This is a genomic window from Pengzhenrongella frigida, from assembly GCF_004168625.1.
Lineage (GTDB): Bacteria > Actinomycetota > Actinomycetes > Actinomycetales > Cellulomonadaceae > Pengzhenrongella > Pengzhenrongella frigida.
In genome coordinates, this window is sequence record NZ_SDWW01000021.1 from 55,872 (window position 1) to 68,255 (window position 12,384).

The 12,384-nt window shown below is 73.1% G+C and carries 9 protein-coding genes; 6 read left to right on the top strand and 3 right to left on the bottom strand.

The window, feature by feature from the left end; translation table 11 throughout:
* Nucleotides 1–52: 52 nt before the first annotated feature.
* The gene (locus EUA98_RS10180) at nt 53–1,420 is read left to right on the top strand and encodes a dihydrolipoamide acetyltransferase family protein (protein ID WP_130102575.1); all 1,368 of its coding nucleotides are present in this window, start codon (nt 53–55) and stop codon (nt 1,418–1,420) included.
* On the opposite strand, the gene EUA98_RS10185 is transcribed toward EUA98_RS10180, so the two are convergent.
* The gene (locus EUA98_RS10185) at nt 1,310–3,133 is read right to left on the bottom strand and encodes an MDR family MFS transporter (RefSeq protein WP_242511384.1); all 1,824 of its coding nucleotides are present in this window, start codon (nt 3,131–3,133) and stop codon (nt 1,310–1,312) included. The two genes, EUA98_RS10180 and EUA98_RS10185, sit on opposite strands and share 111 nt — an antisense overlap.
* Before the next feature lie 223 nt (nt 3,134–3,356).
* Here EUA98_RS10185 and EUA98_RS10190 point away from each other — a divergent pair, with 223 nt between their 5' ends.
* Together EUA98_RS10190 and EUA98_RS10195 are read left to right on the top strand one after the other, a co-directional pair.
* Nucleotides 3,357–5,405, top strand: coding sequence for a bifunctional copper resistance protein CopD/cytochrome c oxidase assembly protein (locus EUA98_RS10190; RefSeq protein WP_242511385.1), 2,049 nt, complete (start codon nt 3,357–3,359; stop codon nt 5,403–5,405).
* A 36-nt stretch (nt 5,406–5,441) separates the two neighbouring features.
* Nucleotides 5,442–7,556, top strand: a complete 2,115-nt coding sequence (locus EUA98_RS10195) for a S9 family peptidase (RefSeq protein WP_130102578.1) — start codon at nt 5,442–5,444, stop codon at nt 7,554–7,556.
* A 52-nt stretch (nt 7,557–7,608) separates the two neighbouring features.
* On the opposite strand, the gene EUA98_RS10200 is transcribed toward EUA98_RS10195, so the two are convergent.
* Nucleotides 7,609–8,337: an alpha/beta fold hydrolase gene (locus EUA98_RS10200; protein ID WP_130102579.1), complete on the bottom strand. Its 729-nt coding sequence runs from the start codon at nt 8,335–8,337 to the stop codon at nt 7,609–7,611.
* Nucleotides 8,338–8,416: 79 nt separating this feature from the next.
* Here EUA98_RS10200 and EUA98_RS10205 point away from each other — a divergent pair, with 79 nt between their 5' ends.
* From EUA98_RS10205 to EUA98_RS10215, 3 genes are read left to right on the top strand one after another with little or no spacing between them, the layout of a single operon-like run.
* Complete coding sequence (locus tag EUA98_RS10205) at nt 8,417–9,190, top strand: helix-turn-helix transcriptional regulator (protein ID WP_130102580.1); 774 nt, start codon at nt 8,417–8,419, stop codon at nt 9,188–9,190.
* A gap of 8 nt (nt 9,191–9,198) precedes the next feature.
* On the top strand, nt 9,199–11,121 hold the full coding sequence (locus EUA98_RS10210; protein ID WP_207219039.1) for an NHL domain-containing thioredoxin family protein: 1,923 nt from the start codon (nt 9,199–9,201) through the stop codon (nt 11,119–11,121).
* A 7-nt stretch (nt 11,122–11,128) separates the two neighbouring features.
* On the top strand, nt 11,129–11,836 hold the full coding sequence (locus EUA98_RS10215; RefSeq protein WP_130102582.1) for a DUF4190 domain-containing protein: 708 nt from the start codon (nt 11,129–11,131) through the stop codon (nt 11,834–11,836).
* A gap of 44 nt (nt 11,837–11,880) precedes the next feature.
* Here EUA98_RS10215 and EUA98_RS19745 read toward each other — a convergent pair.
* On the bottom strand, nt 11,881–12,384 hold a 504-nt coding region (locus tag EUA98_RS19745; protein WP_165372788.1), incomplete at its 5' end, for a hypothetical protein.

Here is a 12,384-nt window from a genome sequence, read left to right on the forward strand (position 1 = left end):
CCCGCTGACCCGCCCCTGACCCACCCGCGCCGCTGTGACCACTGGAGATCTCGTGCCCAAGTTTGAGTCGTTCCGGATGCCCGACGCCGGCGAGGGGCTGACCGAGGCCGAGATCGTCGCCTGGCACGTGGCCGTGGGGGATCCCGTGCGCGTCAACCAGACGATCGTCGAGATCGAGACGGCGAAGTCGATCGTCGACCTGCCGAGCCCGTTCGCCGGGGTGGTCACCGCCCTGCTCGCCGAGGTCGGCGACACCGTCGACGTCGGGACGCCGATCATCACGATCGATGTCGACCCCACCGGCCCGACCCCCGAGATCGCCGCCCGCCCGGCCCTCGAGCTGGACGCCGCGCCAGCAGCCACGCCGGACGCGACGCCGGAAGCCGCCGGCGCGGGGGCCGGCGACGGGGAAGCGGTGCTGGTCGGGTACGGCATCTCGGGGGCCGCCGTCGCGCGCCGGCCGCGCCGGGCGTCCGCCGTCGTCGTGCACGTCGACGGCACGGCCGCGTCGCCGTCCCGGGTGCTCGCCAAGCCACCCGTGCGCAAGCTCGCCCGGGACCTCGGGGTCGATCTCGGGGCCGTCGTGCCGACCGGACCCGGCGGCATCGTGACCCGCGAGGACGTCGTGGCGAAGTCCGACCAGGGTGAGGCCCGCGCCCTGACCACCTACCCGGGCGACGACCAGCCGTGGCTCGCGTCCGGCAAGGTCTCGGCGGGCGGCCGTCAGACCCGCGTGCCCGTGAAGTCGGTCCGCAAACGCACCGCCGAGGCCATGGTCACCAGCGCATTCACCGCGCCGCACGTCACGGTCTTCCACACGATCGACGTCACCAAGACGATGAAGCTGGTCGCCCGCCTGCGCGCGGACAAGGAGTTCGCCGGGGTCCGGGTCACGCCGCTGCTCATCACCGCCAAGGCGATGCTGCTCGCCGTGCACCGGCACCCGGACATCAACGCGAGCTGGGACGACGCGACGCAGGAGATCGTCTACAAGCACTACGTGAACCTGGGGATCGCCGCCTCCACGCCGCGCGGGCTCGTGGTGCCGAACATCAAGGACGCGCACCGCATGGGCCTGAAGGAGCTCGCCCAGTCGATCGCCGACCTCACCGCGACCGCGCGCTCGGGCCGCACCAGCCCGACCGACATGAGCGACGGCACGATCACCATCACCAACGTGGGTGTGTTCGGCATCGACACCGGCACCCCGATCCTCAACCCGGGCGAGGCCGCCATCCTCGCGTTCGGCGCGATCCGCGAACAGCCGTGGGTGCACCACGGCAAGGTCAAGAAGCGGTGGGTGACCCAGCTAGCGCTGTCCTTCGACCACCGGCTCGTCGACGGTGCCCTCGGCGCCCTGTTCCTGTCCGACGTCGCCGCCGTGCTCGCCGACCCGTCCCAGGCTCTCGTCTGGGGCTAGTCCAGCGGCCGCGGCCGCGGCCTCGTCCGCCCGGCCCTGGATCCCGGACACGTTGCGCAGCGGGAGCTCGGGGAGCAGGGCCACGAGCACGATGGCGATCACCATCACCCCGGCGGCGATCGTCAGCACGAGGTCGATCGACTCCGCGAAGCCGACCTGGAACGGCCGGGCCAGGCGCGGGTCGAGCGCGGAGATGAACGACGAGTCGTCGAGCATGCCCGAGCCGCCGGTCGACCCGGACATGAGGTCGAGCACCGGCTTGTTCGCGGGGTCCGCGACCACCGCCGGGTCGGCCAGGGCCGCCTGGAAGTCGGCGGTCGTGGCGATCTTCGCGAATGCCTCGGTGATCCGCTGGCCGACGGTCGAGAACAGGATCGACAGGAACACGGCCGTGCCGAGGGTGCCGCCCACCTGCCGGAAGAACAGCGACGACGACGTCGCCACCCCCATCTCCTTGGGCGGGACGGCGTTCTGCACCGCGAGGATGAGCGGCTGCATCGACAGCCCGAGGCCGAGCCCGAACACGATCGTGAACCCGCCGATCATGACCATCGACGTGTCCACGGTGAGCCGCGACAGCAGGAGCGCACCCAGCGCCATCAGCGTGGTGCCGACGACGGGGAACACCTTGTACCGCCCGGTCCGGGAGGTGAGCTGGCCGGCGATGATCGAGCCGCTCATGATGCCCACGGTCAGCGGGATGAGGGCGAGGCCGGCCTCGGTCGGGGACATGTTCTTGGCGATCTGCAGGTACAGCGGCAGGGTCGCCAGCGCCCCGAACATGCCGAGCCCGATGATCGTGTTGGCGCCGGCACCGATCGCGAACGTGCGGTTGCGGAACAGGTACAGCGGCAGCAGCGCGTCCTCGCCCGCCACGCGCTCGGCGAGCAGGAACAGCCCCAGGCCGACGACGCCGAGGGCGTAGCAGACGAGCGACCAGCCGGAGTCCCAGCCCCAGGCGCGACCCTGCTCGGCCACGAGCAGCAGCGGGACCAGGCCGATGACGAGCGCGAGCGCGCCCGGCCAGTCGATCCGGTGCTTCACCTTGGGCAGCGGGGGAAGGTGCAGCACCTTGGTGATGACGATCAGGCCGATGATGCCGATCGGGATGTTGATGAGGAACACCCAGCGCCAGCCGGCGATGCCGAGGATGGTGTCCGCGCCGGCGAAGAACCCGCCGATCACCGGCCCGAGCACCGAGGAGGTGCCGAACACGGCGAGGAACATGCCCTGGTACCGAGCGCGCTCGCGGGGCGGCACGAGGTCGCCCAGGATCGTGATCGCCAGCGACATCAGCCCGCCGGCGCCCAGGCCCTGGACACCGCGGTAGATCGCCAGCTGGTACATCGAGTCGGCCGTGCCCGACAGCAGGGACCCGATGAGGAACAGCACGATCGCGAGCAGGTAGAACGGCTTGCGGCCGTAGACGTCCGAGAGCTTGCCGTACAGCGGCGTCGCGATCGTCGAGGTGATCAGGTAGGCCGTGGTCACCCAGGCCTGCAGGGACAGCCCGTGCAGGCTGTCACCGATCGTGCGGATCGAGGTCGCGACGATCGTCTGGTCGAGCGCGGCCAGAAACATGCCGATCATCAGCCCGCCGAGGATGGTGATGATCTGGCGGTGGGTCGGCGCGCCGCTCGCGGCGATAGCACCCGGCGCGCCGCTCGCGGCGACGGTACGGCCCGGAGCCGGCGACGGACCGGGGCCTGTCACCCCGCTCTGGTCTGCTGCTGCTCTGCGCACGGTGGGGCCTTTCCGGGGGACCGGGGAAACTCGTCGGACGCGTCGTCGGACCCGCGGTGGCCGCACGGGGGTCGCACAACAGGGACAAAGGGTAAGAACCCCCTGCCTGACCACGGTATTCCGGACCTCCGACGGTCCCGCCCCGGCCGTCCACCGGGGTTCGCAGGGCCCCGTGGACGCCTACCCTGGGCGGGTGGAGCACCGGTGGAACCTGCGGCGGCTGCTGGCGCTGACCGGCGCCGCGGTGGTCGCCGTCGTCGTGGCGGTCGCTTTCTCCGGTGCGGCCCTTCCCGTGCTGCTGGGCGACCCCGGGCCGGTGGTGCGGTGGGGCCTGCCGCTCACCGAGACGCTCGTCGAGCTGGCGGCGGCCCTGACCATCGGCGCGCTCGCGCTCGCGGTCTGCGTGCTGCCGCGGCGGGCGCCGGTCGCCCGGACCGTCGCCGCCCAGCGCGGCCAGCAGCGCCGCACCCGGACCGTCGTGGACGGTCGGGCGTACCCGGCGGTCCTCACCCTCGCGGGCGTGGCCGCGGCGGTCTGGACGGGCCTGAGCCTGGTCCAGCTCGTGCTGACCTACGCGAGCGTGGCCGGTCGGCCGATCGGCGGGGAGACCTTCGGCGCCGAGCTCGGGGTCTTCGTCGGCGCCATCTCCCTCGGGCGCACCCTGCTGTGGATCACCGTCATCGCCGCGCTGACCAGCGCCCTCGCGCTCGCGGTCGCCACCCCGACGGGTGCGGCCTGGACGTTGGCGATCGCGGTCGTCGCCCTCGTGCTCCAGTCGCAGACCGGCCACGCGGCCGGGACCGCGAACCACGAGCTGGCGATCTCGTCGATGTTCCTGCACCTGGTCGGTGCCGCGGTCTGGATCGGCGCGCTCGCGGCGCTCGCGGTGCTCAACGGTCGGCTCGGCGCCGACCTCGGCCCCGCCGTCGCGCGGTACTCCCCGATCGCGGCCTGGTGCTTCGCCGCGATCGCGATCTCGGGAGTGGTGAACGCGGTCGCCCGGCTCGGCGGGCTCGACGGGCTGGGCACCCGGTACGGCGCGCTCGTGCTCGCCAAGGTCGTCGGGTTCGCGGCCCTCGGGGCGATCGGCTGGACCTACCGGCGCTCGGTCATCCCGCAGCTCACCACGGCCGACGGCGATCGCACGCCGCGCGCGACCGGGCTCTTCTGGCGCCTGGTCGCGGTCGAGCTGCTGGTCATGGGCGCCATCTCCGGTCTCGCCGTCGCGCTGGGGTCGACCGCGCCGCCGGTCGAGCAGGCCGCCCCGACCGACCCCACGCCCGCGGAGATCGTCACCGGCCACCTGCTCGCTCCCGAGGCGAGCACGCTGCGCTGGCTGACGCAGTGGCGCTGGGACATCCTGCTCGCGGGTGCGGCCGTGGCCGGGATCGTCGTCTACCTGCGCTGGGCGCACCGGCTGCACCGTCGTGGGGACGCGTGGCCGTGGCTGCGCACCGCGTCCTGGGTGGTCGGGCTGGTCGTCTTCGGCTGGACGACATCGGGGGGGCCGTCGGTCTACGGCCACATCCTGTTCAGCGGGCACATGGTCCAGCACATGACGCTGGTGATGGTGATCCCGATCTTCCTCGTGGTCGCCGCCCCGGTCACCCTCGCGCTGCGGGCGCTGCCGTCGCGCGCCGACGACTCCCGCGGCCCGCGCGAGTGGATCCTCACGATCGTCAACAGCCACGTCGCGCGGTTCTTCGCCAACCCGGTCGTGGCCGCGGTGAACTTCGCCGGGTCGATGATCCTCTTCTACTACACCGACCTGTTCGAGCTGTCGCTGCGGTACTACGTGGGTCACCTCGCGATGGTCGTGCACTTCACGCTCGCCGGGTACCTGTTCGTCAACGCCCTGATCGGGGTCGATCCCGGCCCGCGCCGGCTGCCGTACACGCAGCGGCTGCTGCTGCTGTTCGCGACGATGGCGTTCCACGCGTTCTTCGGCGTGACGCTCGTGACCTCCGAGACGTTGCTCGTGGCCGACTGGTTCGGGCTGCTCGGCCGGCCGTGGGGGCCGACGGCGATCGCGGACCAGCAGATCGGCGGCTCGATCGCGTGGGGCATCGGCGAGCTGCCGACGCTGGCGCTCGCGATCATGGTCGCGTTCTCCTGGTCGCGCGACGACGAGCGGGCCGCGCGCCGTCGGGACCGGCAGGTCGAGCGCGACGGCGACACCGAGCTCGACGACTACAACGCGATGCTCGCCCGCATCGCCACCCGGGACGCGGGCGAGCAGTAGCCGGGTCGGCCGGGACGGTCGTGGTAGGACGGACCGGTGACCACCGAGAACACCGCCCCCGAACCCACGCCCGGCGCCGAGCCGACTACCCCGTTCCATGACCTGGGCCGCTACGTCGCGCTGCCGCGGGCGTCCGGGCTCACGCTGTCCGGCGACGGCGCGCGCCTGGTGACCTCGGTCGCGACGCTCGACGACAAGGGCGTGAAGTACGCGTCCGCGCTGTGGGAGATCGACCCGACCGGCGAGCGCCCGGCGCGCCGGCTGACCCGGTCCCGGCAGGGTGAGCAGGGCGCGGCGTTCACCCCCGCGGGCGATCTGCTGTTCACCTCGGCGCGCCCGGACCCCAGCGGCAAGGAGGGCGACGAGGAACCGCCGTCGGCCCTGTGGCTGCTGCCCGCCGACGGCGCCGAGGCGCGCGTGGTGGCGGTGCGGTCGAGCGGCGTCGGGCACCCGCTGGTCGCCAGGCGCGCGCCCGTCGTGGTGGTGACCTCGGACGTGCTGCCGCACGCGCGCGACACCGCGCACGACGAGCAGCTGCGCACGGCGCGCAAGGAGAAGAAGGTCTCGGCGATCCTGCACTCGGGCTACCCGGTCCGCTACTGGGACCACGACCTCGGGCCGGCCGCGCCGCACCTGCTCACCGCGCGGATCACGGACGACCTCGTCGCGCCGCAGGCCGGTGACAAGGACCCGAGCCTCGCCCTGCGCGACCTGACGACCGACGTCGGCCCCGCGCTGCACGAGACGTCCGCCGACCTGTCCCCGGCGGGCACGACCGTCGTGACGAGCTGGCTGAAGCCGCTCGCGAAGGGGGCGCAGCGGTCGGTCCTGGTCGCGATCGACACCGCGACCGGCGAACGGCGCACCCTCGTCGACGACGAGACCGCCGACGCGTCCGCGCCGGTCATCTCGCCCGACGGCGCCTGGGTCGCGTTCACCCGCGAGACGATCAGCACGCCGCTGGTCGCGCCCCGGGTGAGCCTCGCGCTCGTGCCGCTCGCGGGCGGGCCCTGGCAGCCGCTCGCCGAGACCTGGGACCGCTGGCCGCACGGCGTGACCTGGCTCCCGGACTCCGCGGCCCTGCTCGTGGTGGCCGACGACGACGGCCGCGCACCGGTCTTCCGCATCGAGGTGCCCTCGGGCGCCGTGGCGCGCGTGACGCTCGACGACGCCGCGTTCAGCAACCTGCAGGTGAGCCCGGCCGGGGACGCGGTGTACGCGCTGCGCACGTCCTACCTCGCCCCGGAGCACCCCGTGCGGATCGACCTCGTGGCCGCCGCGCACGGCCCGGTCCTGGCCGTCGCGCTGCCCGCCCCCGCGCCGGCCCCCGAGCTGCCCGGCACGCTCGCCGAGGTCGAGACCACCACGGCCGACGGCGTGCGGGTGCGCGCCTGGCTCGCGCAGCCCGCCGGCACCGGACCCGAGCACCCCGCGCCGCTGCTGCTGTGGATCCACGGCGGCCCGCTCGGGTCGTGGAACGGGTGGTCGTGGCGCTGGAACCCGTGGCTGCTCGTGGCGCAGGGCTACGCCGTCCTGCTGCCCGACCCCGCGCTGTCGACCGGCTACGGCCAAGCCTTCATCCAGCGCGGCTGGGGGGCGTGGGGCGGGGCGCCGTTCACCGACCTGATGGCGATCACCGACGAGGTCTGCGCACGGGACGACATCGACCCCACCCGCACCGCGGCGATGGGCGGCTCGTTCGGCGGGTACATGGCCAACTGGGTCGCCGGGCACACCGACCGGTTCGAGGCGATCGTCACCCATGCGAGCCTGTGGGCGCTGGACCAGTTCGGCCCGACCACCGACGCGGCGTACTACTGGGCCCGCGAGATGACCGACGAGATGGCGCTGGCCAACTCCCCGCACCGCTTCGTCGAGCAGATCGCCACCCCGATGCTCGTGGTGCACGGCGACCGCGACTACCGGGTGCCGATCGGCGAGGGCCTGCGGCTCTGGTACGAGCTGCTGTCCCGCTCGGCGCTCGCGGCCGACGACGCGGGGCACACCCCGCACCGGTTCCTGTACTTCCCGGACGAGACCCACTGGGTCCTCGCGCCGCAGCACGCGACGATCTGGTACTCGGTCGTCTCGACGTTCCTCGCCGAGCACGTGCTGCACGAGGCGCGCGACCTCCCGGACCTCCTCGGCTAGCCCGGGCAGAGGAGGGCTGGGGCCCTGGGGCAGGACAGGGGCGGGGAGCGGGTCAGGAGCTCGCGGTTGCGGCGGACGCGATTGCCGCTGCGAGGTCTGCGGGACGGGAGAACATCGGCCAGTGGCCCGTCGGCAGGTCGACGTAGGTCACGTCCATCGCGCCCAGCTCCGTGCGCAGCGGTGAGTCGGGACCGGTCATCGTCCGGAGCACCGCCGACGGCAGGCTCGTGCAGATCACGGTCACCGGCACGCCCAGCCGACGGCGATCGGTGAGCCGCATGGCCTCGCGCGCCACCCCGGCCGGGTGCGGCACGGCCCGGGCGCGGAACGCCTCGAGCGCCGCGGCGTCGAGGCCCTCGAGGCTCGACCCGGCTGCCTCCAGCTCTTCCCACGCCGGCAGCGGGATCTCCGACCCGGTGGCCGGCAGGTCCAGCGCCAGCGCGGCGCCGTCGGCCAGCGGCCCGCTGTCGACGTAGATCGCGCGCCGCACCCGGTCGGGTACCTGGTCGACGACGGCGTGCACGACCGCGCCGCCGCCGCTGTGCCCGACCAGCACGACCCCCGGCGGCAGGCTCTCGACGACCTCGCGAACCGCGCGCACATGGTCCTCGCGTGTGATGGCAGAGCGGTCGACGTCGGCTCCCTCGAGCCCGGGGAGGGTGATGGGGTGCGGCTCGTGCCCGGCCGCCCGGAGCGGCCCGACGACGTCGTCCCAGGCCCACCCCCCGAGCCAGAATCCGGGAACGAGCACGAGCTGGACTGATTCCGTGTGAGTAGTCATGGGAGTAGCCTCGTCCGAGGTTCGTGACACCTGTCTGTCACCATTTATTGACGAATGGTCGCTGCTCTAGGAGGTCTCGGTGAACCGCACCGACCGGCTCTACGCGATCACCGAGGAGCTCCGTCGAGCGGCCCGGGCCGGTCGGACGAGCGGGCAGCTCGCTGCGGCGCTCGAGGTCAGCGACCGGACCATCAAGCGGGACGTGTCTGCCCTGCAGCAGGCCGGCTCGCCTATCTGGGCCCAACCAGGTCCGGGCGGCGGCTACGTCCTGGACGCCTCCGCGAGCCTGCCGCCGGTGAACTTCTCCCCGAGCCAGGCCGTCGCGGTCGCCGTCGCCCTCGCCGCGCTGCCGCCCGGCAGCCCGTTCGCGGTCGACGGTGCGGCGGCACGCGGGAAGGTGTTCGACGCGCTCGGGCCCGGCGACCGGGAACGTGCCCGCGACGTGGCCGGCCGGATCTGGTTCGAGACGCCGACCGGTGCCCACCCCCGCGCCGAGCGCCGCGTGCTGCGCGTCGTCGAGCAGGCGTTGCTTCTCCACCTGGTCCTGGCGATCGGCTACCGGGACTCCGCTGGCCGCGGCACCCACCGCGCGGTCGAGCCCGTGCTGCTCGCACGAAGGGATGGGCGCTGGTTCCTCGTCGCCTGGTGCCGTGACCGCGCCGCGATCCGCTGGTTCCGGCTGGACCGTATCGGCCAGGCCGATCTCATGCGCGAGCACTACCCGCCCCGGGATGTCGCCGAGGTCGGGACCCCACCGGCCGACGCCGCACCGGTTCTCGCCCCGACTGACGACGGACCGACTCTGACCCCGGACCGACTGCGAAGAGGGGGCCCGACCGAACGATCGTGTTGACTTGCCCGGTGGCAGTCACCGGTTCGCTCCCCAAGGTCCGCGCATCCGAGCTCGTCGGCCGCGGCTGGCTCAACACCGGCGGGCGCGACGTCACCCTCGCCGACCTGCGCGGCAAGATCGTCGTGCTCGACTTCTGGACGTTCTGCTGCATCAACTGCCTGCACGTCCTCGACGAGCTGCGCGAGCTCGAGGCCCGGCATCGCGACGTGCTGGTGATCATCGGCGTGCACTCGCCGAAGTTCGCGCACGAGGCCGATCCGGTCGCCCTGGCGGCCGCCGTCGAGCGGTACGAGGTGCACCACCCCGTCCTTGACGACCCCGAGCTGATCACCTGGTCGGCGTACACCGCCCGCGCCTGGCCGACGCTCGTGGTCATCGACCCGCAGGGCTACATCGTCGCGCAGATGGCCGGCGAGGGCCACGCGCACAACCTCTCGATCCTGGTCGCCGACCTCACGCGCGAGCACGAGGCCAAGGGCACCCTGCACCGCGGCGACGGCCCGTACGTCGCCCCCGAGCCGACGTCGGGCACGCTGCGCTTCCCGGCCAAGGCGATCGTCCTGCCCGGCGGGACGTTCCTCGTGGCGGACGCCGGTCATCACGGCCTCGCGGAGCTCGCGCCCGACGGCGAGACCCTCGTGCGCCGCATCGGGTCGGGGGAGCGGGGCCTGGCCGACGGCGGTCCGGCGCAGGCGCGCTTCAGCGAGCCGAACGGGCTGTGCCTGGTCCCGGACGCGCTGCGGGCGACCGTCGGCTTCGACGTCCTGGTCGCGGACACCGTCAACCACGCGCTGCGCGGCGTCCGCCTGGCCGACGGGCACGTCACGACCGTCGCGGGCACCGGCGAGCAGTACATGGTCGGCGGCGTGGACAACGGAGACGACGGCGACCTGGCCGGCGACCCGCACGCGGTCCGGCTGTCCTCCCCGTGGGACGTCGTCTGGTCGCCGGCCGCCGGGGCGTTCGTCGTCGCGATGGCGGGCAACCACACCCTGTGGGCGTTCGACCCGGTCGGCGGCTCGCTGCGCCGCCTGGCCGGCACGATGAACGAGGGGCTCCAGGACGGGCCCGCCGCCAGCGCGTGGTTCGCACAGACGTCCGGTCTCGCCGTCGATGCCGGCGGTCGGGTCTGGCTCGCGGACTCCGAGGTCTCCGCGCTGCGCTACCTCGATCTCGCGCCCGTGCCCGACGACGGCGGCATCACCACGGTCGGGACCGTGGGCACCGCGGTCGGCGCCGGGCTGTACGACTTCGGTTTCCGTGACGGTCCGGCCGACCAGGCCCTGCTGCAGCACCCGCTCGGCGTCGCGGTGCTGCCCGACGGGTCGGTCGTCGTGGCGGACACCTACAACGGCGCGATCCGTCGGTACGCGCCGGGCGCGGACGGGCACCCGGGCCAGGTCACGACCCTGGCGCGCGACCTCGCTGAGCCGAGCGGCGTCGTCGTCCTCCCCTCGCCGGAGGCCGGTGGGGTCGAGCTGGTCGTCGTCGAGTCGGCCGCCCACCGCCTGACCCGGATCCGGCTGCCGAAGGACGTCGCCGGCGAGATCCTCGACGCCGGGGCGCACCGCACACGGCGCCCGGTGACCGACGTCGGGCCCGGTCCGCTGCGCCTCGAGGTGGTGTTCACCCCGGCCACGGGCCAGAAGTACGACGACCGCTACGGGGCCTCGACCCGCCTGCAGGTCTCCGCGACCCCACCCGAGCTGCTGCTGTCGGGCGCCGGGGACGGCGTCGACCTCGTGCGCGACCTGGTGCTCAACCCGGCCGCGGGGGACGGCGTCCTGCACATCACCGCGCATGCGGCGAGCTGCGACGCCGACCCGGCGATCGAGTACCCCGCCTGCCACCTCAACGCCCAGGACTGGGGGGTGCCGGTGAAGGTGACCGTCGGCGCGCCGACGACCCTCACGCTCCCGCTCCTCGGCTGAGGCGACCATGACCAAAACTCAAGAGACAAGCCATGCCCCGCGGCGCGGTATCGACGAGGTGGCGATCGCCGCCTTTGTCCTGGCCCTGCTGGTGTGGCCGGTCGGCCTGGTCGTGTCGCGGGTCGCTCTACGGCGAATCCGCCGGAGCGGCGACGCAGGTCACGGACTCGCGACCGCGGCGTGGTGGATCGCTGTGACGCTCGCCGTCATCTCTGGACTCATCTGGATGGTCAACGTCGGCGTCTTCGATCGGGATCCCGACGCCTACTCCAGGGGGGCCGAGGCGTCGGCCTCCGCATCGGCGGACCGCGACGCTGCCATGGAGGCGAGTGCGGGGGCCAGTCGGGAGGCAGAGCGTGTGCTTGCCGACCAGGCCGACACCGAGATGTGCGAGGTTCTGTTCTCCAGCGACCCGCAAGGAATCGTCGCCACCACCGGGTTCACCGACCCCGGCTTCGACCCCCGAACCCTGTCCCCGGAGACAAGGGACCGCGCCTTTGCGGAGACAGACAAGGCGAAGGAGCTGTCCCGCACCACAGACACCCAATGGCCGTTGGACAACCTCAAGTCTGTGTTCGACAACGAGGCGTACCCGGACGATCCCATGCTGTATGAGGTCGACGAAGACCTGCCGGAGCACATTTCCTACCTTGTCGGCCTGTGCGACGGTCTCGGGGTGACGGTGGAGACGACTCCGAGCGTCGCGTCGCCCTGACATCGCCAGGCGCAGCAGTCGTGCGGACGTCGGACAGCAGAGCGCTACGGCATCCGCCCGGCAAGCAGCGCGTCGACCGCGCCCTGGCGTTCGCCGCCGCACTCGCTGTTGTAGGCCACCCAGGTCGCGCCGAACTGCAACGCGATGCAGTCGGCCGACTTCTCCAGCCCGTTGCCGGCGAACACCGCGTCGAGCCGTGACTTCATCGCCCGGTAGGACGCGTTCCAGCCACCGAGCGCCGGTGCGTTCACCGCCATGATCCGGGCCTGGTAGATGTGGCCCATCTCGTGCTCGACGACGCTCGCGGTCCGCTCCGGTGTCGTGGCCAGGCGTCGTCCGTTGATCATGATCTCGGTGCCCCGGTCGAGGTAGACCCCGCCGAGGTGGTTGCCGATCGCGGCGTGGTTCCAGGCGAGCCGGACCCCCTCGTTCCCGGGCAACGACCGGAGCGTCGCCTCGCCGACAGCGGCGAGGTCGGCGCCGGCCGGGTTCGCGGCCGCCGCCGCCTGCTCGGCTGCGCGGGCCGCCTCGGCCGCGGCCGCGAGCGC